Below are 25431 nucleotides of genomic sequence, written 5' to 3'. Positions count from 1 at the left end.
TGGCACTTTTAAAAATAGGTCATCAATTGTGCAGCACTATCTGATGACGAGTAATTAAGTTACGTAAATTATGGCAAAAAAACTACAACGACAATCTATGGGACAAATCCGCATTATTGGTGGAAAATGGCGAGGCCGGAAATTACCTGTACCGGACAGCCCTGGGTTACGTCCAACCACCGATCGCATCAGAGAGACCCTGTTTAACTGGCTGGCTCCGGTTATTCAGGAAGCGCGCTGTCTGGATTGCTATGCAGGAAGCGGAGCGCTTGGATTAGAGGCACTGTCCCGTTATGCAGGACAGGCGACACTTATCGAATATGAACGTGATGTAGCAAAACAACTTTCCGCTAATCTGGCTCTGCTCGGCGCTCAAAATGCCGAAGTTATTAACGACAGTGCGTTAAACTGTTTATCTCAACCGGGAACACCCTATAATGTCGTTTTCCTTGATCCACCTTTCCGTAAAGGAATGCTTGCTGAAACCATAAAATTGTTGGAAAAGCAGCATTGGCTGGCAGATAAAAGCTGGATTTATGTTGAGGCTGAATCTGAATCAGCGGCAGCTGATGTGCCCGTCAACTGGCAACTTCATCGCGAAAAAGTTGCTGGACAAGTCGCATACCGGCTTTATATCCGCTACTTACCCGCCTAATTACTATCTTGGAGCACACTCTGATGTTTATTCAACTGGGAAAGCTATTAATGGTCTGCGTTTGGGGATTTTTGATATTTAACCTAATCCATCCATTTCCAAAGCCATTAAAATATTTTATGGATATCGCCATGATTTTCATGGTAGTAATGCATGCATTGCAGATGCTACTGATGAAAACCAGCCAACCCAAAGACCAAAAACTTTCTGGCTTGATACAAACCAAAATTTTCTTTTTTGGTGTCTTTGAACTATTGGCAATGCAGAAAAAACAGTTAAAAAAATAAATCGTTAGCGGGAAATGCCTACTTATAGTAACAAGCAAACTGGCAAAAACGGATAAGCATAGATGCTAGCGTCCGTTCATAGCCGTCCGCTTATTTACTCTGCATTGGAAGAGATCTTTAATGTGTTTGCCTGAGCAACAATTTCAGGCTAAACACATAAAGAAAAATAACCATCAAAGATAAGATAATGAATGAATGAATGAATGAATGAATGAATGAATATGACATTATTCGCCATCCGAAAGTTTCGGTAAAATATGCAACTGCCGGAAAGAGTATCAAAACGATTAAACATGCAAATGTCGATAATAAAGAGTCAAATGTTGATCTCAAACTGGCATCAAAATAATCGTGATAAACAGCTCTCAATCCCATTGTTAGATATTGGTTACTACCAAACATAAAAATCAAAACTACAGGTATTAAGTATGGATAACTCTTCCTTCCTGGCAAGCATATTTCAGTGGAAACAAATATCAAAAGGAAGCCAAACCAAATCAATTTTTTGTTGTCACTAGATTGAGAAACAAGAATAAAAAAATAATATTTCATATGACAATAAAACTTTAACTACGACAAAAAATTCATGAAAAACATAGAGTTGAAATAATTAAATAATAATTTGGAAATACACTATATTTGTAACAACAGATAAAAATACAAATAAAAAATTTTTACTTCATTTAATTAAAAGAAAGTATATTTTCCTTATATAATTTATTAATTATGTTTTTTTATTTACTGGTTTAACCTTTGATTCAGGCAGAAAAAAAGAAAAAAAATCATTATAAAGTTACCGATTCTGGCAATGGACATATAATGATATTTACCGTTAATTTACAATATCCGATGAGTGTTTTTACCACCTTCTGATTTATATACATCAATCAAGTATGAATTATATGTTCCACCTATTATTGTCAAAGAGATCGCGTTAAAAAACTCAGCCAGATAAGAGGTTGCGATATCCAATATAAAAAAACGCTGGCCTGCATGGTTTTCATTAAACCAAGATCGACAAGAGATAGCCCTTTATTTAAAAGATAAATCGATGAAGTAGCAAGACTGTAATTTAACTTGGCTCGATTTATAGATTTTTTAACATTTTTATTAAATTTTTGTGCTTACACTATTAATGGAACGTAATGGGTATCACTTATTTTTTCTGTTTTCATACGATATAAGATAGTTAATGTATTAATTAGCCAATTGATTTTCATGAGATAAATAATTTATCCATATTATTTACTTGCCTATTTTCTCTATTTTTTGCTGAATTCATACTGGCGCAGAAAGTTTCTGGTCTAAACACTTCACCAAGGGGGCTTTTATAAATTATTTGTTTTGCGATATTGGTGTACAACAAGGTATATTGATGATTAGTTGTGAAATTTCCAACGATAAATGGGGAAAGACATGCGAATTAAAGTTTTGCTCAGTGCTTCGGCATTGTTACTGTTAGCAGGGTGTACAGCCACAAATCAATTAACTTCCGGCGGTTCACAGGTTCGTTTTGTTGATACTAAGCCAGGCAGTGAGTGCCAGCTATTAGGTGAAGTCGCAGGCACTCAAAGTAACTGGATGACTGGTGTAAGTAATGAGAGCAGCTCAATGCGTGGTGCAGCTAATGATTTACGCAATAAAGCCGCAGCTATGGGCGGAAATGTAATCTATGGTGTAACCAGCCCAAGTGAAAGCCTGTTATCGAGCTTTGTTCCACTGGACAGTAAAATGATTGGTCAAGTCTATAAATGTCAGTAATTGCATTCTTGATTTAAATGATATGCCCGGCTGAAAAGCATCCGGGCATGAATTTTCTGTTAATTTTGCCTTAGCCCCAAATCTAATGGCGTCTTACTTGGTTCTCCGCCGATCTCCCTTGCCAGACGTGGCACCAGGTAACCTGAAACTTTTGCCAGTAATTCCCGGATAAGCCCTTTGGCTTCCTCATCACTGACCATAAAGTGAGCGGCTCCTTGTACCTTATCCAGTACATGAATGTAATAGGGCAGAATACCCGCATCAAACAGTGCATTGCTCAGATCAGCCAAAATATCAGAGTGATTATTGACGCCGCGTAATAGCACACTTTGGTTTAGTAACGTGACGCCTGCTTGTTTTAGCATCATCATACTGTTCCGTAAGGGGGGGTCGATCTCATTAGCATGATTGATATGCGTCACCATGATCACTTGTAATCTCGATTGTGACAGCCGATCGCAAAGCGTTGTTGTGATCCGGGCAGGAATAACCACAGGCAAACGGGTGTGAATACGTAGTCGTTTGATATGGGAAATCTTTTCCAGGTTACTGATCAACCAGTCCAGTTCATGATCTTTTGCCATTAACGGATCGCCGCCAGAGAAGATAATTTCATCAAGTTCAGTATGCTGTTGAACATAATTTAACGCTTGTTGCCAGTTACGCTTATTACCTTTGTTATCCTCGTACGGGAAATGACGGCGGAAGCAGTAACGGCAGTTAACCGCGCATCCTCCTTTAACCAGCAGCAGTGCACGGTTACGGTATTTGTGCAATAAGCCGGGAACGGTACTGTGTTGTTCATCCAGAGGGTCGGTGGAAAAACCAGGAGTAAGCGTAAATTCTTCTGGTGTCGTTATGACCTGAAGTAGCAATGGATCATTAGGATCGTTTGCTTGCATTCGGGCAGCAAAGGCTCTGGGTACTCGCAGTGGAAACAGGCGACGAGCGCCACTCCCTTTGGTTAATCCCGGGTGTTCATGTAACGACAACAATTGTAATAGTTCGTCAGGATCGGTAATAACATCTGTAAGTTGTTTCAACCAGTCTTCTCTGATGAGGATCTTTGGGGTTATAATATGCGCCATTTTTTGGCTAAGCCATTTTGTTTAAATTAGAGGGTCTCCATGGCTACTTATAGTACCAACGAATTCCGTTCAGGTCTTAAAATCATGTTAGATGGCGAGCCATGCTCTGTTATTGAGAGTGAATTTGTTAAGCCGGGCAAAGGTCAGGCATTTGCCCGCACTCGTATTCGTAAGCTGATTTCCGGCAAACTATTGGAAAAAACGTTCAAGTCTACTGACTCTGTAGATTCCGCAGACGTAATGGATATGAACCTGACTTACCTGTATAACGATGGTGAGTTTTGGCACTTTATGAACAACGAAACCTTCGAGCAGTTAGCTGCTGATGAAAAAGCCGTTGGAGAGAATGCGAAATGGTTGGTTGAGCAGGCTGAGTGTATCCTGACCCTGTGGAATGGTCAGCCTATCTCGGTAACGCCGCCAAACTTTGTTGAACTGGAAATCATTGAGACTGATCCAGGTCTGAAAGGTGACACTGCGGGTACAGGTGGTAAACCAGCAACTCTGAGCACGGGTGCTGTGGTAAAAGTACCTCTGTTTGTACAAATCGGTGAAGTGATTAAAGTGGATACTCGTTCTGGCGAATATGTTTCCCGCGTAAAATAACCGCTGGTTGTATTCGGTAAAAACCGCGGTTCTGGCAACAGGCTGCGGTTTTTCTTTAATTGATGTGCAAAGCAATAAGCTATTTATGTCTTCAGATCGCCGTAATATTATTCTATTGATACCACCATTTTACACGATTATAATCTGCCTTCATTTCTAATAGTTATTCGGGACGACCTGGATATACTTCGGTTTTTCGGGGACGACCCCACAACTCTATGGGCGTTGATATGTCCTGGTTTATTCTTATTATCGCTGGTTTATTTGAAGTTATCTGGGCCGTTGGCCTGAAATACACTCATGGTTTTACCCGTCTGACACCCAGTCTGATTACTGCCAGTGCTATGGCTATCAGTGTAGGAATGCTCGCTTATGCAATGAAAGGCTTACCCGTAGGCACAGCCTATGCCGTGTGGACTGGAGTCGGTGCAGTAGGTACCGCTATTTTTGGCATTATGGTGTTGGGTGAGTCAGCAAGCCTTGCCAGAGTATTGAGCCTCGTTCTGATTGTTGCCGGTATTATTGGTCTGAAACTAGCTAGTTAATTTTAAACCGCACTCCAAAGGTTGAACATAGCGTCTTACACGTTGGCAGTGCGGTTTTTTTATGAAATTTTAAGCAGCGTCTGTTTCTCGCTTTCACTGCGCAATCCGTTGAAGATTTTCTTTAGATTGTCAGTAATGACCGTATTCATAAAACCAAAACGATATTAATCCCCCACTGACACTATTAAAACCTAACAACCTGAAATATCAAACCTAAAAACATCAGATATAACAATTCGCTAATAAATAACCTTCCTGAAATTCGTCATTATTTATTCAACGTCTTATAAAAAACGCAACAATATGATTGGAAACTATGTTCACATTAAAATAATTCAATTATTAATAATTGATATATAAATATATGTAATGTTGATTATAATCTGACGTTATCATTCATGTGTTCTGCAATATAAACGAAAAATAATGGAGATAATTATGATCACGACTACAGAGCAAATAAACGTTAACTATCCAATATTCACAAACCTAAAGAGCCATGACCTGCGACTATTACCCAAATAAAGGAACCTGTATCAACTTATTGAATATACCGGCCGTAAGATGGCTAACATTGACCAACAAAATAGCCGGTTTTCCCTTCCCCTAATGACAATACATATGTCAAGTACGTTCGTACCTACAGTTACGGTCTTTAGGTCGGGAAGGGTGTCAAATCCATATCGATAGACAGTCTTTCGCGTCGCGAAGGGCTTCGCTCAAAAACAGAAAAGGATCACTGTAATGGCTTCTATATCCAAAGACTTCACGCACCTGCTCAATACCCTGATCGATCGACAGATTAAGGCGGCGGGTCGTCAGACCGAATGGTTCAACATGAGCGCTGATGAGCGTGCCGACTACATCAGGCAGGTAGACGAGCGGCTACAGGAAATGCAGCAGAGCGCCCTGAGTGTGCTAGCTGCCCAGCATTTTCAGATGCAAGACAACCCCGTTTCTGTCAGCGACCAATTGCAGATACTACAGCAAAGACGGCAGCAGATGAACGATGTGCCCGGCACACCGGCGATCAACGCCTACAAGCAGCAACTGGACCGCGATATCCGGTTATACCGCCGCCAGCAGACAGCCATGACGCACTTTGACAGCACTTGGAGCAAGGTCTTAGCTATGCTCAGTCCCGGCGGCACCAAAACCCTGAATGCAACGACCCTGAGGGAAGACGCAGCGGGCAAGCAGGCCAAGCTGGATACCAAGATCAAGCATCTGGAACAGCAACTGACCACACAGGTGGCCGATTCCACGTTTAGTCAAGAATACGTGACGCTGTTTTCCGGGCTACAGGCCTACAAGGAGGTCAATGCCCGCTACAACGCCTTGCTCACGGCATCCTCTACGGAAGAGGCCGCAGCTCTCAGCGCGTTGATCAAAGTGCCGAGGGCCTCCGATGATTTGCCGGTAAATATTTCACTGCTGATGATGGAGGAGCGCCCCGGCTACATCCGCATGAACGTCGCGCTAGTCAATGCCAGCACTAATGGCCGCTTCAAGGACCTCTTCTTAGATAACGGCAGGCTGGTTGTACCGACGGACGGGATACTCAACTTCTCCTTCGGTACCGCAGCCCGCTCCCTAGCCTGGCAACAACAATACCGGCTTAAGAGTGAGCCTCCATCCTTTCGCTCGCCGACCTATACGCCAATTCGTTCGGTGCTGGTCAAAACCAAATTCGTCGAGAAGTACTTCGCCAACCACCTAGTTTCTGAAAGCACCTTGCGCGAAGGTTTCAAGGTGCAGTTGCTAGGTAACGGTCGCAAGATGCTATTGACCAACGTTGACCGCAAGGTGCCGAACCAGATCGGGATTCAGGTGTCCGGCCAAGCTCCGAATACCACCATCACCCGTGAGGTGCCATTGGCAAGTGCTTTGAGTGACCTGATCAACCAGAATGCTGATATCACCAGCTTCCAGACTATCGGCCTGGAGGGGTTTCGCCAGAGCAGTTACCACCTGGACCGTGACGGGCTTTTCGTCAATATCCATGAGCTGGAACGCTCAGTTGGTTTTGCCAGTCGGCAGTACCTGCTAGAAATGCCCCAGGGCAATGACTACCTGTCCGCAACACCCTTTGGGGTGATGAGCGTTGATGGCGATAAGGTCAGCAGCAGTCACTTGAGCAAGGTGCAGACTGACACACTGTATCAATACAACGCCGCATTCTTCGAGAAGTTGGATCAACTGCGTGACGGCGGTACGAAAGCCAGTCACCTATTCGAAGGCAGCAGCGAGCGCACGGTGTTTGAGCAGCAGCTGGTACGTTTGCTCGAACGTAACCATATCACCCCCGCAGGGGTATTGGTGCCGGAGTACACCCGTAATAGCATGCGCGATATCAAGGGCAATAACCTAAACAAGGTGCTATGGGAACAGGCGTTCGCTGCTTCGGTCTGGCGGAACATCGATAATGATCCGCTGCTGTTCGGGCTGGCGATGAAACTGGTGGAGAACCCGGCTGTGGCTAAGGTTCTGCAAAGTAGCTATGTACAAAATGACATCGCCCAGGCCAAGGAACTGCTGGCACCGCTGTACGAACAATGGCGCACTCGGGCCGTCGAAGAGGAAACCCAGCGGGTCGCCAGCGCTAATGCGGCACAGTATCCAAACAACCCGAAAGTACATATCTTCGATAAAGCCGCAGTTGAACGCTTGCTGGATGACAAGCTGTTCACCCTGCTGTTGACTGGCCCCCAGGGCCTTGAGAGCGCTGATGCGCAACTGCGTCCGGTGGTTAAGGGAGCATTGTTGAGCAATAAGGGCAGGAGCCTGCGCAAACAGCTCTTGTTTCATGCCTTGCGTCCGATAGCCGATAGCTTTTCCAAAGCCGCAGTCCCTCTCAACCCTCATGCAGCGCTAGGTGCCGGCAAGGTCATAATCAATAACCGGCTGAACCAGCCCGATCCGTATCTGATCCTTAATACCAGCCCTGAGGATCAGGCATATCACGATGGTTCATATCTGATCAAGGATGATAAATACCGCAGCTACAACCAGTTCCGTCCGGACCTCAAGAATGACGCCACTCGCTACATGAATGATCTGGACATACCGTTCGTGGGGGGGATTTCCGGGACCACCCAAACTGTCAGCAATACCTTGCCGGAATTGTTCGGTGGCGCATTGAGCATCAAGCAGTACTGGCAGTTCCAGATGACCAATGCGGCCTTCATGATCCGTAACGGCTATCATTCGTTCTTCGAAACCCTCTACGTCGCTGCACGTTACGAACCGAAAAGTACGAACAGTATCGGCAAGGACCTGTTGCAGATGTTCGACAAGTACCGTGTTGAAGGCAGCAAGAGGGCGTTGCAGGGTGAACTGTATGATGGCGTGATGGCGCGAGTCTTGCCGATCATCAATCAGGGATTGCCGGCGGTTGACGAGTTCCATCCACCGCGTTTTACCCGCATTGGTCCAAGGCCAGCGCTGCTGGGGCAGGCGGTCAAGGATCTCGAACTCAAGGCTGGGCTGGCGTCTGTAGGTGATGGACTTGAGTCCCGTCGAGGCAGTGCCGACATCCATCAGTTTGCCATCAATCCTGCACTGTTTGCCAAAACCCACACCATCAGTGCCGAGGTGCTGGTCAAGTCGGGCCGCCTACCTGCAAAGGGTAATGCCCAGTTGGTGAAGGTTGCGCCCAACCTGTATGAGATTGAATACACCGAGAAAAATGCCAATCATATATCTGCATCTGCAACAAGTGTGCCAGCGTATTTCCTCGGCTACAACGGTCCGAATCAGGCCAATTCGACACCCGCCTATGTGGACATACCTAAGAAAACAGCTCTGGGCAGTTTCCTCTTCACCGGTACGTTGTCGGGTGGCTCGTTGGTGGTGACCAATCTCGACGCCAATACCTACCGGGTTTATCTTGATGGCAGGATCAACAGCTCGCTGCTGTACGACAACGTGGTGATGGCGGTCGACTACAAGGATTATCAGGTATCTGGTGCCGCCGAGGGCCTTGCTGCGGCGTACATGCAGTTCGTCAATGACAAATGGCAACTGATGTTCCAGCGCCAGGAATATCAACGAGACGGACAGAGGATTTGGCTGAAACCACGCAATGGTGCGGAATCGCTCTCGATCCAGGACGCCGGCAGTCAGGTGGTGGAGCGCAACCAGGCCGAGTTCGCCACCTACCGTGAGCAGGTTCACCAACAGTTGAAGAAGGTAGCGACGCAGTTTGGGGTGTCGGTCGAAGGGGCTGCTGACAGTGTCTACACAGAGGGCGCGTTTTCTCCCGAGCATCCGGCAATTGCCGCATGGACCCGGTTGCGCGAAGCGGTTCAGGCCGAGGTCAAAGCTGACATCGACCAGGTGGCGGACAGGCGCTACCAGCTCCAAGAAGCACGATACACCTCAAGCGATACGGCCTTGATCGATCAGCAGATCAAGCAACTCAATTTTACACAGGACTACTACAGGGCGCAGTACGATCCGGTATTGCGTGAAGCTGGCTCTGTCGAAAATACCTGGCTCTGGCAGCAGATCAAGGCCAAAGGCGGCAGTGCTGCGGTGGTAAAAATTGACGATACGGCCATTCAGGGCGAGGAGCACACCAGCAGCGTGGGCGAACGTTATGCAACCTCCGAGGCTTATCAACGCGGGGCACAGAGCACCGGGTTCGACGATGGCTTGCGCAACTTCCGTGAGATCAAGATCCCCGATGTGGATGACAAAATGTCGGCTCTGGAGATGAAGCGCCTGTTTCTTGATGGAAAACTCACCCACGAGCAACGGGGAGCCTTGAGCGGTCGCATCACCGAAACCAGCCAGGCTGAGTACATCGACAAGGTACTGAGGCAGACCGCAGTGTTCAGCGAGAACTTCCATGACGCTGGCAGTGTCTTTGAGCGCCTGGTGCCACAGGACTTTTATCTGTCGCTGGTTGGTGACCGATCCGGTGGCCGTTGCTATCCCTTGGTCAGGGCTATGGCCGTGGCATTGGACAGTGGCGGGGAGGCCGGCATCAACAGCCTGGTGCAAAAGCTGTTCTTCGCCTCCGCCGACCCACAAACGGGCAGCTCCATGCTGCTCAAGAACAGCCTGATCAAACTGCACGCTAATGTCGAAGCCGTTCAAGCCTCCACGGAGCTGGGACAGTTCAATTTGTCCGAAGTGGTATCGCGACTGGCTGCAACGACCAGCACCTCGATGTTCGCGCTCAATACCCAGAATCACTCGATGATGGTAGGGAGCGCTGTCACAACCGAAGGCCGTCGTTACTATTTCTATGATCCGAACGTTGGGATCTTTGCCTTCGACAACACCAAGAGTCTGTCCAGAGCCATGGAGCAGCACTTAGTGGGGAGTAAGCTGGCCGAGCACTACGGCTTGTTCGGCAGCAACTCGGTGCCAACCTTCAACCTGGTTGAAATCAATGCCGGTAAGATGGCTGAGGTACCCGTGAGCAATGGCCTGAACGTGGCCGATCTGACCCGGTTTGAGGAACTGTCTAATGTCATTGGGCAACGGCGTCAAGTCGAGCAGGCAGTGAGTGCACAAGAGCGGATCAAAGAAAACTTACAACTGGGCACTGCGTTGAAGACCTTTGACGTCGAGCAATGGGGTGCACGGTTCGAAGCCGCCAGTACCCGGCTGGCACAAAAGCACCAACTGGACAACCGCTGGCTACCGATCATCGCCACAACCGAAGACCAGGGGGAAGGTCGCTACCGGGTCCAGTTCATCAACCGTGACCAACCCGAGCAGACCCGTTGGTTAGTCACCGGTGATAACACCTTTGTCGAATTCCGGCGCTTCGTCGATGAGCATATGAGTGTGCTGAACGAGCACTTTACCCTGGAGCACGGTCGGATGCGGCCTCGCGGCGGGGTTGGCGAGACCGCGCCAGTGGACGGGTTGAACGCCGGGTTTGCAGTCCAGACGCTGATCCAGTGGTTTTCTGACAAGAACCGTCATGATGCTGCAAACGGAGTGGCTTCGCCTGATCTAGCCACCGCGCTCAAGGTCCACAGCTACCTCAACTTTGTCCAGATGGCTCACGGTGGTATGCAGGATGTGGTCAAGATCACCGCACTGGTGCGTACGGCGCTACGCGGCGAAGTGGTGGCCGCCGAAACCTCACTCAAGGGTTTTGCCTTGAACCTGGGCCACACCGTCAACGAAGGCGCTGGCTTGCTGTTTGGCGGAGCCATGGTCGGTCTGGATGCCTATGAGCTGGCCCACGCTGAGAACAATGTGCAGAAGGCGGTATTCGGTACCCAACTGGCGTTCGACTCGGCTAGCTTTGTCACCGGCGCAGCCGGGGTAGGGGCTGGGTTGGTCGGTGCTTCGACAGCTGGGGCAGTACTCGGTGGGGCCGGGGTGATCCTTGGCGGGCTTGCGGTGGGCTTTACGGCATTGGCGCAGGCCTTTGGTGCGGTCGCCGAGGATGCCAAGGCGGTGGGCCGTTACTTCGATGCAGTCGACAAGGCGTACAAAGGCAACGGCTATCGTTATGACGACAAGAATAAGGTACTGGTACCTCTTGCCGGGGCGGTGGTTAAAAGCCTTGACTTGAGCAAGAGCCAGATCAGCTTCGACAGCCAGTACATCTACCGCACCCATTCTGGCTCTACCGGTTCGGGGAAAATCAATTACTTCTTCTGGGTCGGTGACTTTCCACGAATGGTTCATAACCGTGGTCAGGCGATCGAGGTGCGCAGCGGCATTGGTTACAAGGACGTCTCGAAGCCCCTTGAGCACAGCGATAGCTATGTTGTGATCTTGCCGGGCACGCCCAAATCCTACATTAGCTACGAATATATGCTGCTCCCCGGTGCCACGACACGCCACGACACCGGTTTTGACGTGATCCGCAGGCTCGAGGAAGACAAGCGGTTCGATTACGATTTCTACATCTTTCCGGGTGAGGAGACTATCCGCAGGACTCATCATGAGTATGTCGATACCCCGATCGAGGTGGTGCTCGATCAGCGCAACCGGCAACTGGTGGTGCCCGAACTACCCAAGGAGCTGTATGGTTTTCTGCGTTACGAGATCAAAGGGGCGGGAGGAGAGTACCTGATTGGCCTCAACAAAGGCACCCAAGTTAAGCTCACGAGCGATGTCGTCAATACGTGGATCATCGATAGCAGCCAGCTCGTTAGTGACAACATCAGTGTGTCGAAGGACCAACTGGTGGTTGGCGGGGTTGTGGTAGAACTCGATTTGGCCCAGAACGGGCAGGTATTGGTAGTCAACGGCAAGGGTGAAGTGCGCAAAGTCGATCTCGTCAGCCTGACAGCTCAGGTGGTAAGCGAAGATGCGAGCAAATGGCAGATGTCCGGCCAGAAAATCGAGCAGCACCTGAGTAATTTAGCCAAGGCACATCAGTTGCGTGGACAGTACGTGGTAGTGGAGAACTACAGCTACAATGGACGTGATGTTGGCCGGGCTTTCTACGACGTGACCAAGGACCGCATGCTGTTTACCAACACCAGCGAAGAGCGGGCCAGACATGCCCAACTGGGTGCAGTGATGGGCGATCATGCCTATTTCTACGACGCCGACAACGCAGTGGCGTGGCGGGTAAACATTTCCACTGGACAGATCGACGCGCAGTTTGAGCCATGGTTCAACAGGAATGCGGGCAAGATCAGTCGGCTATGGCAGGAGGGAGATGCGGTCTACCTGGCGCGCCGTTATCAGCTAGAAGAGAAGGAGACTGAACTGAGCTATCGGATCCTCGGTGACCGAATGGAGTTGGTTAGTGTGGTAGGTGATGATGCGCTGCTCCAGCTTTCGGCACGCACCGGTCGGCATGGTAATGAGCTAAAAGCCATACTCCGGGACTACGAGAGCAATAGTACCCAGCGTGGGACTCCGATGTATACTCTGAGTGCTCGGCTGATCAAACCGACTTGTGCGGCGCTGGTCACCGTGTTCGGCGTGGATGCGGCTGGCGTGCCGCACCGCTACTGGATACGCACCAACGACGGGACGCTAATCAAGCCGAATCTGGCACCACCTACGGATCAGATCTTGAATTTCGGAGCACACGAACAGACCCGCAGTGCCTGGAAGATCCCGGCCGACCTGGTGTTAGCAGGGAGCATGCCGCAGTCCGGAGGCAAGGAAGTGTTTTTCTTCTACAGCAAGAAGCAAAAGGCCCTGTTCCGCCAGGAAGGCCCCGGGCAGGCGGTACTCGACGCCAACCAGCCGAGCGCATTGCGGGTTACCATTCCGGCCTTGGTCAACGTGATTAATTTGAACAGTCATCTGGTCGCGATGACCGAGGACGGGCGAGTGGCCCAGCTTGATGCATTGGGGCAGTTTAGCTACACAGCTGTCAACGAGCATTGGCTCAAGGGACGTACCCACTGGTGGCAGGACCTGCCCAGTGTCACCGGCAACAATGCCACCCTAGCCGTGTTAGGAGTCAAAGGCACCGACGGTAAGAGCGTGCTACCGGTGTGGTACCACAACGGTCAGGTAGTTGTGGCTTCCCTGCAAGATAAGCATTTGCAGCTCCTGGGTTTTGAAACGAACGGCCCCGGCGCGCGACTGTTCGACCCCGTCAGCGGCAAGTTGTATCGTCAGCCGCCGATGACTGCTGATGCGCTGGCTGCCGCATTCGGTACAGACGAGGTGCTTGAAGTCTCGGCGCAACTTCCTGCTGCCAGTGAGCTGGTGCCTGAACTGCACCTCAAGGCAGCGGAACAAGTCGATGTCGGGCTGCGCCTGACCACCGTCAAGGGCGAGATCCTGCTGCGAACCAATGACGGCGAATTGCAGTTAGTTGCCGTTGACAAAGGCTGGCAACAAGACAACCTCCCCCATCTGCCACAGGCACTTGCTGAGGTCGCCGGTCAGTGGCGAGTCAAAGGCGTGCTGACCTTGCAAGGTCATGGCTCGCAAGGCTGGTTTGACGTCGACAGTGGTCAAGTGTTCTCCAGCGATGGTATCCCGGCCACAAATAACCTGCGTTTCGTCGGAATTGCTGCCGGGAAAAAGGGCGCGTACGTGTACAGCCCAACGGAGCAGGCGTTGTACTGGGTTAAGGACGGCGGTGTGCAGAAGATAAACCATTACACCGATGTCGAGCGCATTGGTTCGTCACTGTTGATTCAGAACGGGGGCAAGGGTGGTCACCAGGACGATTTGACCCCACCGTTGATCGTCGGTGTTGACAGCGTGGTGCTGCATGGCGGCGCTGATGACAATACCTACCGTCTCAGTCAGGCGATGTGGTCGCATTACCGCACGGTCGTCATTGACAACAATGACCCCGGCCAAGCCCTGGACCGCTTGATCATGCCGGTGACCAATGCGGAAAAAATCCTCGTCAGCCGCCATGAGGATGACCTGATGCTGACCGATTCGGTCAATGCCACAGCCCTGGTGATACGCAAAGTGTTCGGTAGCCAAGCGGTGACGCACCGGCATCTGCAAATCAAGCTGGAAGGTTCCTCGTCGGTGATCAGCGTTGATCATTTGGTCAAAGGCTTTGCCAAAGTGGGAACAACCAAGGATGGCTTGTTCGAACTGTCCTGGGCCACCCAGTAGCCAGTTAATGGCGGCGGATACCGCCGCCTCGGTCAGGAGGGCCCTAGCCTGGCTAAGTTGAGCGGGGTGACGGCATTCGCGAACACCTGCTGAAAAACCGTCAGGCTGGCAGGCGGTACTGGTGCCTTCACTGACCGCCCTTCTGAAAAATTGCGCTTATTAGTCAAATCCACCAAATTCACTCCAGAGATGGAAGTAAGAATTGACAGGTTAAAGACCGGATAGACCGGTCTTTAAATATATTTCTCAGCATGAAAAAGGAGCAAGGATGGGTTTTCGACAACATTGGATCAGAGTGGAGTGCCGTTATAACCTTGAGTTTGTTACTGCTTGATTACAGAGTGAAAACAGCGATGATAGCAACAATACTCAGGATCGCTGCCAGGCCGTAGAAAACCCATTTTCCTGCCGGGACATGGATTTTCAGGTCATGCATACCGTGATGAATACGGTGTAAACCGCACCATAGCGGTAGAGTAATCATTAGTAATAAGAAAGCACGACCAATCAAGCTCTGACAGAAAGTCAGAATCCGGTCATAGCTTAACGCTTCCGGCGCAACTCCCAGTGGTAAAATGATGACTACCAGTAAGATAATGGCTGGAGCCACAATTGCGCCCCACATACCCCCGGCACCAAATAATCCCCAGAAAATCGGTTCATCGGAACGTTTAGGTATTTGATTCATCAGATCCTCCTTATTGGGGTTAAAGTAAGGCTATGCCTAAGATAATGGTGGTGACAATAATGGTGACGGCCCATAACAGCTTGATCACGGGCTCAGGTCCCATTTTTTCACCTTTTATCACTATGTTCGCTGCCTTTGGTGCCAGTTCAAACCAAGTTTTGGTGTGTAGCAGAGCGCCCAGTAAAGTGACGATGTTAATCAGCAGAATAACTGGATTTTGCAAGAACGTGACGAATCCATCCCAGCTTTGTGTACCACCTTTTAGAGCGAATACACCGTATATTAGCAAGATACTGAACCACACTGTCGTAACCGCAGTACTTTCACGCAGAATATAGAAGCGATAAAAACCCAGTTTCTGCCACCAGTTAGGAGCCATACTGCGAACATAAGGTTTACGTTTGGTAGTCATTGCGCTATTTCCCCCCTTATTGTGGTTTCAGCATGGCGATCATGAAGTCTTTTGCACTTTCGATTTTGCCTTGTTGAATAGCGGCAGCCGGATCGACATGTTTTGGGCAGACTTCAGAACAATAGCCGACGAAAGTACAGCTCCATACCCCATTCTGGCCGTTAAGTTGTGGCATACGTTCTTTCTTACCGCGATCACGATTGTCAAGATTGTAACGGTGAGCCAGAGTAATTGCTGCCGGTCCGATAAACTCGGGGTTCAAACCGAACTGAGGGCAAGCGGCATAGCAAAGACCACAGTTGATACAACCAGAAAACTGATGATATTTTGCCATCTGTGTCGGAGTTTGAATGTTCGGACCTTCAGAAGGTTTACGACCATTCCCGATAATGTATGGTTTGATAGCTTCCAGGCTTTCAATAAAGTGAGTCATATCTACTACCAGGTCACGCTCAATAGGAAAGTTAGCCAGCGCTTCAACTTTCATACCTTGTGGATAATCACGCAGGAAGGTTTTACAGGCCAGTTTCGGCACACGGTTAACCATCATGCCACAAGAGCCACAGATAGCCATCCGGCAGGACCAGCGGTAAGAGAGGTCGAGGGCCAGATTGTCTTTAATGTAACCTAACGCATCAAGCAACGAGGTCTGTTCATCATAAGGAACCTCATAGGTTGTAGAATGGGGTTCAGCATCATTTTCCGGGTTGTAACGCATGACCGCCATTCTCAACGTTTTCATATCAGCCATTCGCCTGCTCCTTTTTTTCTTGTGCCGCAGCTTCACCGCCGTATACGCGTTTCGCCGGAGTGGACTTAGTAATTTTTACGTCACTGTATTCCAGACGAGGTGCACTTTCAGAGTTATAGAAAGCCAGAGTATGTTTAAGGAAATTTTCATCATCGCGTTCGGTGCAACCTTCATCCAGACGTTGATGTGCGCCACGGGACTCTTTACGATTTATCGCAGAGTGAATCATACATTCGGCTACATCCAGACCAAAGCTAAGCTCAATGGTGTACAGCAGATCAGTGTTGAAAACACGAGTGTTATCAGTGATCTTCACATGTTTAAAGCGATCTTTCAGTTCAGCAATCTTATCAACCGTTTTCTGCATGAGTTCAGGGGTACGGTAAATACCGCAGCCTTCCTCCATAGAGATGCCCATTTCATCACGGATCTTCGACCAACTTTCCGTTCCTTCCTGTTTTAGCAAGTTATTCAAACGCGCTGCTACATCACTTGCCTGGGCATCCAGTGCGCGGTTATTGACAGGTTTAGCTTGCTGAACATGTTTAACCGCTTCTTCACCAGTCAGGCGGCCAAAGACCACCAGTTCAGCCAGAGAATTGGATCCAAGACGGTTTGCACCATGCAGACCAACAGAGGAACATTCACCGACAGCGAACAGACCTTTAATGCGGGTTTCACATTTCTGGTCAGTTTCAATACCCCCCATAGTGTAGTGTGCGGTAGGGCGAACCGGAATGGGCTCTTTAACCGGATCAACACCTACATACGCTTTTGCCAGTTCACAGATAAAGGGCAGACGCTCAAGTAATTTCTTCTCACCCAGATGGCGCAGATCCAGATAAACAACATCGCCACGCTGAGTGGAAATAGTACGACCGGCACGCCATTCATGCCAAAAAGCCTGAGAAACTTTGTCACGGGGACCCAGTTCCATATATTTGTTTTCAGGTTTGCCCAGTGGGGTTTCAGGGCCGAGGCTATAATCTTGTAAATAGCGGTAACCATCCTTATTGACCAGAATCCCACCTTCACCACGACAACCTTCGGTCATCAGGATGCCGGAACCTGGCAGACCAGTTGGATGATACTGAATAAACTCCATATCACGCAGTGGGACGCCATGACGGAATGCCATGCCCATACCATCACCCGTTACGATACCGCCGTTCGTGTTGTAACGGTATACACGGCCTGCACCACCGGTTGCCATAATAACGGCATTGGCCCGGATCTGAATTTTGGTGCCTTCCATCATATTCAGTGCAACCAAGCCACATACCTGCCCTTCATCTACCAAAATGTCGAGGACAAAATGTTCATCAAAACGTTGGATTTGGGGGTATTTCAGAGAGGTCTGGAATAGGGTATGCAGCATATGGAAACCGGTTTTATCCGCAGCGAACCAAGTGCGTTCTATCTTCATACCACCGAAACGACGCACGTTGACGGAACCATCTTCTCTACGGCTCCACGGACAGCCCCATTGCTCCAGTTGGATCATTTCTGTTGGGCAATGTTCGACAAAGTATTCGACAACATCTTGTTCACACAGCCAGTCACCACCAGATACAGTGTCATTGAAATGGAAATCGTAGGAGTCGTGAGCTTGAGTGACTGCGGCTGATCCGCCTTCTGCTGCCACTGTGTGGCTACGCATTGGGTAAACTTTTGAGATCAAAGCAATCTTCATTTGAGGATTGGCCTCAGCTGCGGCAATTGCGGCACGTAGACCCGCCCCCCCGGCTCCGATGATAGCGAGATCGGCATTAAAGGTTTGCACTGTGCTTCTCCATTGTTTAAGTGAAATGAGTCAGTAAGTAAAAGAGTCGTAACTTTCCTGAATGTTGTTGTTATTGTTTCTCATATAGCAGGATTCTGTAGGTAAAATCCGGTGCTTTAACGATTAAGGGTAGCTATTTGCTACTTTTTGTGTGGTATTAAGTATAGCGAATTGCAAGTGAGGGAAATTTGATATGAAAGGGGGTTTTGTCAGATTTTCTCACTAAAACATGATCTGAGATAGGAATTAGTGGCAGAACCACTGCTTAGTGGGGAAATGGTACTATATCGTGGCGCTTGATTGGCTATTTATTACATACTAAAAAAGTCTAATTATTCTTTTAATTTAAACATGATAATAACCTATGATTATTGAATAAATGTGAATGAGAATTAAATTATAATTGGTTATATTCTCCAGAATAAATAGAAAATATATTTCATTGTTTAGTGATAATAGTATATATTCAACAATGGAATTTTTTCAGCCATAGAAAATAGAGATGGTATTTAAATGACATTCTATAAATAATTAATTTAAGAAATTAAATATATTTAAACAGGAGGATATGATGGCACTACCAGATCACACTATTGCATTGCAGGCAGATAATGGGGACTTTATTTGAGTCGGGTTGTTCGAGCTGGTAGCAGTTATATTGAAGCTAAGGGTTAGAGTATTGATGTTTATTCTACATTTACAGTAGAAGATGTCGACGATAATGTGATAGCCTTGCGTGCAGATAATGGGAAACACCTGAGCCGGATTAACATAAGTGGTCTTAATTATATTAAGCCGGATAAGACCGATATAGACGTTTTTTGCCAATTTAAATTGATAACATTGTTCGAGTAAATAGTGATTTTGGTTGGCATTGGTTTTGTCGTGATTAAGCAAAATTGATCACAACTTTAGTATTTATTCGACGGTAATATTTCGGCAGATAGCTAATAATGATATATCCGGCTGTAGCAAATTTACTGTAGTCTTGAGGTAGGACAAGCTAAGTTGTTCCGGGATGATCAGACGGTAATAATTTGTCTGATATGTGTGATGCAGGTAGACTGCATGTTTTGTTTTATTTTGGAGTCATTTACATGAACGAAACAGCGAACTGGCAGCCAAGTGCACCTATCGCCAACTTGCTGAAACGGGCGGCTCTTTTAGCAGAAATACGACGCTTTTTCGCAGAGCGCGGGGTATTGGAAGTTGAAACACCTGCACTTGGGCAGTCTACAGTGACTGATATTCAACTGTTTTCTTTTCAGACAGAGTTTGTTGGTCCAGGTGCCGCAGATGGCATGACTCTATATCTGATGACAAGTGCGGAATTTCACATGAAACGCCTGCTGGCGGCAGGAAGTGGCCCTATTTATCAGATCAGCCGCTGCTTCCGTAACGAAGAAGCGGGTCGTTATCATAATCCTGAATTTACTATGCTGGAATGGTATCGGCCTCACTATGATATGTATCGTCTAATAAATGAGGTTGATGATTTACTTCAGCAGATTCTGGACTGCGAAAGTGCAGAATCACTCTCTTATCAGCAGGCTTTTCTGCGTTATCTGGATATTGATCCGTTGTCCGCAGAGAAAGAAAAATTGCGTGAAGTCGCCGCTAAACTGGATCTGAGTAATATTGCTGATACAGAGGAAGATCGGGATATTTTGTTGCAGCTTTTGTTTACCGTCGGTGTTGAGCCGCATATTGGTACTGAAAGGCCAACTTTTATCTACCATTTTCCCGCTTCTCAGGCCTCTCTGGCAGAAATTAGTAAAGAAGATCATCGGGTTGCTGAGCGTTTTGAAGTCTATTTCAAAGGTGTTGAACTGGCAAATGGTTTCCGGGAACTCACTGATGGTGATGAACAACGTCAGCGTTTTGAACAGGATAACCGTAAACGTGCGGAACTGGGTTTACCTGTCCGGCCGATTGATGAAAATTTGATTGGTGCCCTGAAACAGGGGATACCTGAGTGTGCAGGAGTGGCACTTGGCGTTGATCGTCTGGTGATGCTGGCTTTAGGCGCAGAAAGGCTCAGTGATGTCATTGCCTTTTCGGTAAATAAGGCATAAAACAGCAGGGCGTTGATTAAGACGCCCTGCTTGCATCTATCTCACTTATGTTGATTCTGTTTTTGTAGGAATTTCACACCCAAATCAGGAAAATCGGTAAATACGCCGTCTACACCCGCTTGATTATAAATAATATCGAAAAGTTGATCGCCGTTGGTAGCATATTTAGGCAGTGCATCAACCCGAATGGTGTATGGATGGACTTTCATATTGTTATCGTGAGCGTCTTTCACCATACCAGTTAACTTAATATTGGTTGGTGTGGAATCCTCCGACACAATCATATGGTAATCAGGGCCAATGCCATCGGCATATTGTGCCACTTCTTTCATTGCACCTGGTTTGAACATCCAATCGTAGCTGTAATTTACCCATTTGCCGTTTGGTTTTTGTTCATAGGTTTCATTCCAGTTGGTATAGGCGATAAGTTGAACCAGTTTCAGATCCATGCCCAGTTTAGGTTCAAGCTCGTTTTTAATGCGTTTGAGTTCGTTGGCATCAAAACATTGCAGGTAAACTTTATCGCTTTTCTTGGTGTAACCATATTCTTTCAATACTGCCAGCACCTGAGTGGAAATATCTTTGCCTTCTTGCTGATGGAACCATGGTGCTTTGATTTCAGGGTAGATGCCGATATTTTTACCCGTTGATTTATTCAACCCTTGAACGAACTCAATCTCTTCCTGAAAAGTATGGATACGGAAATCAGATTTCCACATCGGGAAACGGCTAGAGAAGCTCTGTTCCTGTTTGTCATTTTTAATATTGAAACCTTCCGTGAATTTTAGTGACTTGATTTCAGGTAAGGTAAAGTCGATGGCATAGTAGCGTCCGTCTTGACGAGCACGGTCAGGGAATTTATTGGCAACATCAGTCACGCGATCGAGGTAATGATCATGCAATACTACCAGCTCGTTATCTTTAGTCATAACCAAGTCTTGTTCCAGATAATCGGCACCTTCGGCGTAAGCCATAGCCTTGGCTGGCAGAGTGTGTTCTGGCAAGTATCCGCTGGCACCGCGATGTGCGATCACGATCTTATCTGTCGCCTGTGCTATGCCCGACATAGATGATACTAAAATCATACCTGCTACCATTGTTTTGATTGGAGCTTGCATATGTATTTCTCCGTTTAAGCAATGAAATTAAGAGTCGATCTTAAAAACTGTTTGTTTTGATGTGTTAGCCATGCCGCTTACTGGTATAGTCTTTTAGTTTAAAGACTGAAAAAAGCCGCGACATAAATAATGTCGCGGCTTTATTAATATTATCAGTGAAATATCACAGTTTAATGACAGTAACTAACCATATTGACGGGCTAATTCCTGTTTATGTTTGCTTTCTGTGATCATGACAATCAGTAATAGAATAACGGCCAGGATACTACCACCAATCATTACCATAAACCCGCTATCCCAGCCGAAGAAGTCAACGGTGTAGCCGATGACAGCACTTGCCGCAACAGAGCCACCTAAGTAACCAAACAAGCCGGTGAAGCCAGCGGCTGTACCGGCCGCTTTTTTCGGTGCCAGCTCAAGGGCGTGCAGACCGGTCAGCATCACTGGGCCGTAGATAAGGAAGCCGATAATCAACATACAAGCCATGTCTACCGTTGGATTACCAGCTGGGTTCATCCAGAATACGACCGTTGCGATAGTAACTAATGTCATAAAGAATACGCCTGTTGCACCACGGTTACCTTTAAATACTTTGTCTGACATCCAGCCACACAGTAGTGTACCTGGGATACCGGCATATTCGTACAGGAAGTAAGCCCATGAAGATTTATCCAGTGCGAAATGCTTGACCTCACGCAGATAGGTTGGTGACCAATCAAGAACACCGTAACGCAGCAGATAAACGAACACGTTAGCCATAGCGACCATCCACAGCAGTTTGTTCGGTAATACATACTGCATGAAGATCTGCCTGGCTGTTAATTCTTCTTCATTTTTCTCTGTGTAATCAGATGGGTAGTCGTTTTTATACTCTTCAATTGATGGCAAGCCACAAGATTGTGGTGTGTCACGCATTAAGGCAAAAGCGATCAGTGCAACGAGAATTGCGGCGAAAGCTGGCATATAAAGTGCGGCTTTCCAGTCATTAAACCACGCCATACCCAGCAGGAACAGCAGCGGAGGTAAACCACCACCGACATTATGCGCACAGTTCCAGACGGAGACTATCCCGCCACGTTCTTTCTGTGACCACCAATGCACCATAGTACGGCCGCAGGGAGGCCAACCCATGCCCTGGAACCAACCACACATGAACAGCAGCACAAACATAATCGCGATACTGGAAGTCGCCCAAGGTACGAAACCCATAAACAGCATGACGGCCGCTGCGAGAATCAGACCAGCAGGTAAAAAGACCCGCGGGTTAGAACGGTCGGATATGGAGCCCATGATAAATTTAGAGAAACCATATGCAATAGAGATCCCTGATAGCGCGAAACCGAGATCACCCTTGGAAAAACCTTGTTCAACCAGATAAGGCATTGCAAGCGCAAAGTTCTTCCTTACCAAATAGTAAGCAGCATAACCAAGAAAAATGCCCATAAAAATTTGCCAGCGTAGGCGGCGATAGACTGGATCTATCTGTTTTGCTGACAGTCGGGGCTTATGAAGCGCCGGCTTGAAAATACTTAACATATTTTGCCTCCGATGGCTTTTTTGGTTATGTGAACAGCTCACCGGTTGACTAATGCCACCGGATGGAAAAGCGAGAGGTTTTATAAGTGATTATTTTCCATAACGAAAATTATGATAGTCGAAATAACCCAACCTATCTGTGAGACAAGACTCAGTTGTTAAAATCGTTTTGCCCTGGCGATAATTTTGAGTGATTTGTTAACTTTTTAAAACGTACTTTACCAATGAAATTGTGACTATCGTCACAATAACGAGCTTTACTTAATTTCTGGTGAGCGTTTTTGGTTCGTTTTTGTTCTTTATCAAACAAAAAACCCAGTTTTTGTGCATATTCTATTATTTGTCCCTGGGAGTTTGAGCAAATAATGGATGAGAATTTTTGGCCTGAATAACGCCGACGCACTTGTCTATCTGACGTACTGGCTTTGATCGGTGCGTTTTATGTCCTATTCCAGACGAAGGAATCTTCTGTACTGATTTTCCTACTGCAATCTATGAGGAATGAGCTGTTAATCGATTTTAACGATGATATATGGCTTTGACGATGTGGCTGTAATTTGACAGACTAATCAGCTACACGATTGTATAGCTGATAATATGCCAATGGAGGAACCATGACAACACGTTATGACAGTGACTTTTATGGCTGGACGCAGGAGCAGGCAAATTTGCTTCGTTCTGGTAATCTTGAGCAACTGGATACTGAAAATCTTCTTGAGGAAATAGAAGCAATGGGGCGAAGTGAGCGCAGAGAACTACGGTCCCGGCTGGAGATTTTACTCGCACACTTGTTGAAATGGAGATATCAGGCAAATCGCCGGGGGCGTAGCTGGGAGCTGACTATTGAAGAACAGAGAGATAAGGCAGCTGAATGTTTGAAAGAATCTCCCAGTCTGAGAAATAAGTTAGATGAGCATTTGGGAAAAGCTTACATTGCTGCTCGTCGATTAGCAGAAAAGGAAACGATGATTAATCAGAATGTATTTCCTGCAACCTGCCCCTGGACGTTTGAGCAAATAATGGATGAGAATTTTTGGCCTGAATGACCCCGACGCACTTATCTATCTTGACGCACTGGTTTTGGTCAGTGCGTTTTCTTGTCGTTCAATAACCCGGTCAATTTATTTTCACCTCGCCGCGAACGGCATTAACAGAAACGATTTGTCCTTTACCGACTTCTGACAACGAATTTAGATCAGCGATAGTGGCTTTAGGTTGTCCGAACAAAAAGTAAGAGCGGGAAGTTTCCCCACTCTTTTCAGGTTTAATACAGCCAGTCGCGCCCCATCCGGTCAGCAGTAAGAATAGCGGCATACACTTTTTCCGGTGTCACTTCAAAAGGCAGGTTGTGAATGGTTTCGCCTTCAGCACAACTGGCCTCCGCCACTGCCATCACTTTCTCTTTCAGTTTTTCACCGTCTTTCACGCCAAGTTGATCTAACGTAATCGGTAGACCGATCTGCACGCAGAAATCAAGCAAAGTATCCAATTCTTCATTTGGGCTATTTTCCAGCACTAGCTGAACCAATACCCCGAAAGCGACTTTTTCACCGTGATACATATGGTGACATTCTTCCAATACGGTAAGGCCGTTGTGTACAGAATGAGCGCCAGCAACACCCGTATTTTCAAAGCCTAGGCCACTCAAATAAGTAGTGGCTTCAATAACATTTTCCACCGCAGGTGTACTGACCCCTGCCTCAACAGCCAGTTTTGCTTTATAACCTTCTTCCAATAAAGTTTCGTAACAGAGATGGGAAAGAGCCATCGCAGTACGAGATATTCCACCACCGGTCATTCTAGGCTTATGGCCGGCATAACAGACGCGTGCTTCGAAGTAAGTTGCCAGTGCGTCGCCAATTCCGGCAATCAGGAAGCGGGTTGGGGCTTTAACAATAATACTGGTATCAATCAGTACAATATCTGGGTTAGTTGGGAAAAACAGATAATCCTCATATTCGCCGTCATCGGTGTAAACAACAGAGAGAGCACTGGTTGGAGCGTTAGTCGAGGCGATAGTTGGTGCAATCAGAATAGGTAATTTGGATTCGTGAGCAACTGCTTTTGCGGTATCTTGTACTTTACCGCCACCGATACCAATAACAGCCTGGCATTCGTGCTTTTTAAGCATGTCAGACAAGCGCTGAATTTCATTACGGCTACATTCACCGCCAAACACTTCAAAATAGCTGGTAACATCAGATTCTTCCAGGCTGCTATGAACGGTATCTCCTACTAATCTCATAGCAGAGTTACCGATAATAACAAAAACATGGTCGGCGATGGCTTTTGTGTATTTACCAATATGAAGCAGGGCATCAGGTCCCTGAATATATTTGGCTGGAGATTGAATAACTTTTAGCATAAAAATACTCCTTTTGTGGAAACTCAACGTCTGTTTGCCGTATAAATCTTCCTGACAAACAGGGAGCAGGATGTGACAGACTAGGAAATTGGCTTCGGATGAAAAAAGTACTTAATGACTTAACAGACTAACACTATATGATAAAAAATAATGGTTGGTTATGGATAAATAAAGTTGTTATACCCGTTTTATCGCGGGAAATATGTATTTTTTTGATCTATGCCCGGTAT

The 25431-nt window shown here is 47.2% G+C and carries 18 protein-coding genes; 9 read left to right on the top strand and 9 right to left on the bottom strand.

The features are described 5' to 3' along the window. Positions 1 to 70: 70 nt before the first annotated feature. The 4 genes from rsmD to ACGF7G_RS10785 all read left to right on the top strand — a co-directional run bounded on the left by rsmD (position 71) and on the right by ACGF7G_RS10785 (position 2703). Positions 71 to 655, top strand: a complete 585-nt coding sequence (rsmD, locus tag ACGF7G_RS10800; protein ID WP_387465393.1) for a 16S rRNA (guanine(966)-N(2))-methyltransferase — start codon at positions 71 to 73, stop codon at positions 653 to 655. A 23-nt stretch (positions 656 to 678) separates the two neighbouring features. Then, the gene (locus ACGF7G_RS10795; protein WP_387465392.1) at positions 679 to 942 is read left to right on the top strand and encodes a DUF1145 family protein; all 264 of its coding nucleotides are present in this window, start codon (positions 679 to 681) and stop codon (positions 940 to 942) included. A gap of 211 nt (positions 943 to 1153) precedes the next feature. Continuing rightward, the gene (locus tag ACGF7G_RS10790; RefSeq protein ID WP_387465390.1) at positions 1154 to 1291 is read left to right on the top strand and encodes a hypothetical protein; all 138 of its coding nucleotides are present in this window, start codon (positions 1154 to 1156) and stop codon (positions 1289 to 1291) included. A gap of 1067 nt (positions 1292 to 2358) precedes the next feature. Continuing rightward, a complete protein-coding gene (locus ACGF7G_RS10785) occupies positions 2359 to 2703 on the top strand; it encodes a DUF4156 domain-containing protein (RefSeq protein ID WP_021324342.1) in 345 nt (114 codons plus the stop codon). A gap of 59 nt (positions 2704 to 2762) precedes the next feature. Here the strand turns inward: ACGF7G_RS10785 and epmB are convergent, their stop codons facing one another. Further along, on the bottom strand, positions 2763 to 3791 hold the full coding sequence (epmB, locus tag ACGF7G_RS10780) for an EF-P beta-lysylation protein EpmB (RefSeq protein WP_387465388.1): 1029 nt from the start codon (positions 3789 to 3791) through the stop codon (positions 2763 to 2765). Between the two features lie 39 nt (positions 3792 to 3830). Between epmB and efp the strand changes: the two genes are divergently transcribed. From efp to mcf, 3 genes are all read left to right on the top strand, one after another. After that, positions 3831 to 4397: an elongation factor P gene (efp, locus tag ACGF7G_RS10775; RefSeq protein ID WP_387465386.1), complete on the top strand. Its 567-nt coding sequence runs from the start codon at positions 3831 to 3833 to the stop codon at positions 4395 to 4397. Between the two features lie 230 nt (positions 4398 to 4627). Continuing rightward, complete coding sequence (gene sugE, locus ACGF7G_RS10770; protein ID WP_133815629.1) at positions 4628 to 4942, top strand: quaternary ammonium compound efflux SMR transporter SugE; 315 nt, start codon at positions 4628 to 4630, stop codon at positions 4940 to 4942. A gap of 744 nt (positions 4943 to 5686) precedes the next feature. Next, the gene (mcf, locus tag ACGF7G_RS10765; protein ID WP_387465383.1) at positions 5687 to 14473 is read left to right on the top strand and encodes an insecticidal toxin MCF; all 8787 of its coding nucleotides are present in this window, start codon (positions 5687 to 5689) and stop codon (positions 14471 to 14473) included. 334 nt (positions 14474 to 14807) lie between these two features. Here mcf and frdD read toward each other — a convergent pair whose 3' ends face one another. Genes frdD through frdA form a run of 4 tightly spaced genes read right to left on the bottom strand, consistent with a single transcriptional unit; the run spans position 14808 to position 18107 of the window. Further along, positions 14808 to 15161 carry a fumarate reductase subunit FrdD gene (gene frdD / locus ACGF7G_RS10760; RefSeq protein WP_387465382.1) on the bottom strand — a complete coding sequence of 118 codons (354 nt, stop codon included), beginning with the start codon at positions 15159 to 15161 and terminating at the stop codon, positions 14808 to 14810. 19 nt (positions 15162 to 15180) lie between these two features. Continuing rightward, positions 15181 to 15573, bottom strand: coding sequence for a fumarate reductase subunit FrdC (frdC, locus tag ACGF7G_RS10755; RefSeq protein ID WP_133815631.1), 393 nt, complete (start codon positions 15571 to 15573; stop codon positions 15181 to 15183). Between the two features lie 16 nt (positions 15574 to 15589). Beyond that, a complete protein-coding gene (locus ACGF7G_RS10750) occupies positions 15590 to 16324 on the bottom strand; it encodes a succinate dehydrogenase/fumarate reductase iron-sulfur subunit (RefSeq protein WP_387465379.1) in 735 nt (244 codons plus the stop codon). Continuing rightward, positions 16317 to 18107, bottom strand: coding sequence for a fumarate reductase (quinol) flavoprotein subunit (gene frdA / locus ACGF7G_RS10745; RefSeq protein WP_387465377.1), 1791 nt, complete (start codon positions 18105 to 18107; stop codon positions 16317 to 16319). Before frdA ends, ACGF7G_RS10750 begins: the two co-directional genes overlap by 8 nt. A 1097-nt stretch (positions 18108 to 19204) precedes the next feature. On the opposite strand from frdA, the gene epmA reads away from it, so the two are divergent. Next, entirely contained in the window at positions 19205 to 20182 is a 978-nt protein-coding gene (gene epmA, locus ACGF7G_RS10740; RefSeq protein ID WP_133815634.1) for an elongation factor P--(R)-beta-lysine ligase, read from the top strand. Between the two features lie 41 nt (positions 20183 to 20223). On the opposite strand, the gene glpQ is transcribed toward epmA, so the two are convergent. Then, on the bottom strand, positions 20224 to 21300 hold the full coding sequence (gene glpQ / locus ACGF7G_RS10735; RefSeq protein WP_387465374.1) for a glycerophosphodiester phosphodiesterase: 1077 nt from the start codon (positions 21298 to 21300) through the stop codon (positions 20224 to 20226). A 183-nt stretch (positions 21301 to 21483) separates the two neighbouring features. Further along, entirely contained in the window at positions 21484 to 22836 is a 1353-nt protein-coding gene (gene glpT / locus ACGF7G_RS10730) for a glycerol-3-phosphate transporter (protein ID WP_387465372.1), read from the bottom strand. 614 nt (positions 22837 to 23450) lie between these two features. On the opposite strand from glpT, the gene ACGF7G_RS10725 reads away from it, so the two are divergent. Next, entirely contained in the window at positions 23451 to 23882 is a 432-nt protein-coding gene (locus ACGF7G_RS10725) for a DUF29 domain-containing protein (RefSeq protein WP_133815637.1), read from the top strand. Positions 23883 to 23952: 70 nt separating this feature from the next. Here the strand turns inward: ACGF7G_RS10725 and ACGF7G_RS10720 are convergent, their stop codons facing one another. Both ACGF7G_RS10720 and ACGF7G_RS10715 read right to left on the bottom strand, forming a co-directional pair. After that, the gene (locus tag ACGF7G_RS10720) at positions 23953 to 24150 is read right to left on the bottom strand and encodes a hypothetical protein (RefSeq protein ID WP_387465368.1); all 198 of its coding nucleotides are present in this window, start codon (positions 24148 to 24150) and stop codon (positions 23953 to 23955) included. Beyond that, a complete protein-coding gene (locus tag ACGF7G_RS10715) occupies positions 24101 to 25201 on the bottom strand; it encodes a glycerol dehydrogenase (protein ID WP_387465365.1) in 1101 nt (366 codons plus the stop codon). The genes ACGF7G_RS10720 and ACGF7G_RS10715 overlap by 50 nt, the downstream gene beginning before the upstream one ends. Positions 25202 to 25431 lie beyond the last annotated feature (230 nt).

Source organism: Photorhabdus sp. RM323S (assembly GCF_042879375.1).
In the GTDB taxonomy this organism is placed as follows: Bacteria; Pseudomonadota; Gammaproteobacteria; order Enterobacterales; family Enterobacteriaceae; genus Photorhabdus; species Photorhabdus tasmaniensis.
This window is presented reverse-complemented; position numbering and strand designations above follow the sequence as displayed.

Bases quoted from the DNA above. Each gene is read 5' to 3' on its own strand.
- glpT (WP_387465372.1), bottom strand. From the start codon at position 22,836: ATGTTAAGTATTTTCAAGCCGGCGCTTCATAAGCCCCGACTGTCAGCA.
- epmA (WP_133815634.1), top strand. From the start codon at position 19,205: ATGAACGAAACAGCGAACTGGCAGCCAAGTGCACCTATCGCCAACTTG.
- frdC (WP_133815631.1), bottom strand. From the start codon at position 15,573: ATGACTACCAAACGTAAACCTTATGTTCGCAGTATGGCTCCTAACTGG.
- sugE (WP_133815629.1), top strand. From the start codon at position 4,628: ATGTCCTGGTTTATTCTTATTATCGCTGGTTTATTTGAAGTTATCTGG.
- ACGF7G_RS10725 (WP_133815637.1), top strand. From the start codon at position 23,451: ATGACAACACGTTATGACAGTGACTTTTATGGCTGGACGCAGGAGCAG.
- glpQ (WP_387465374.1), bottom strand. From the start codon at position 21,300: ATGCAAGCTCCAATCAAAACAATGGTAGCAGGTATGATTTTAGTATCA.
- ACGF7G_RS10795 (WP_387465392.1), top strand. From the start codon at position 679: ATGTTTATTCAACTGGGAAAGCTATTAATGGTCTGCGTTTGGGGATTT.
- efp (WP_387465386.1), top strand. From the start codon at position 3,831: ATGGCTACTTATAGTACCAACGAATTCCGTTCAGGTCTTAAAATCATG.
- mcf (WP_387465383.1), top strand. From the start codon at position 5,687: ATGGCTTCTATATCCAAAGACTTCACGCACCTGCTCAATACCCTGATC.
- ACGF7G_RS10785 (WP_021324342.1), top strand. From the start codon at position 2,359: ATGCGAATTAAAGTTTTGCTCAGTGCTTCGGCATTGTTACTGTTAGCA.
- ACGF7G_RS10720 (WP_387465368.1), bottom strand. From the start codon at position 24,150: ATGCCGCTATTCTTACTGCTGACCGGATGGGGCGCGACTGGCTGTATT.
- ACGF7G_RS10750 (WP_387465379.1), bottom strand. From the start codon at position 16,324: ATGGCTGATATGAAAACGTTGAGAATGGCGGTCATGCGTTACAACCCG.
- epmB (WP_387465388.1), bottom strand. From the start codon at position 3,791: ATGGCGCATATTATAACCCCAAAGATCCTCATCAGAGAAGACTGGTTG.
- rsmD (WP_387465393.1), top strand. From the start codon at position 71: ATGGCAAAAAAACTACAACGACAATCTATGGGACAAATCCGCATTATT.
- frdD (WP_387465382.1), bottom strand. From the start codon at position 15,161: ATGAATCAAATACCTAAACGTTCCGATGAACCGATTTTCTGGGGATTA.
- ACGF7G_RS10715 (WP_387465365.1), bottom strand. From the start codon at position 25,201: ATGCTAAAAGTTATTCAATCTCCAGCCAAATATATTCAGGGACCTGAT.
- ACGF7G_RS10790 (WP_387465390.1), top strand. From the start codon at position 1,154: ATGAATGAATATGACATTATTCGCCATCCGAAAGTTTCGGTAAAATAT.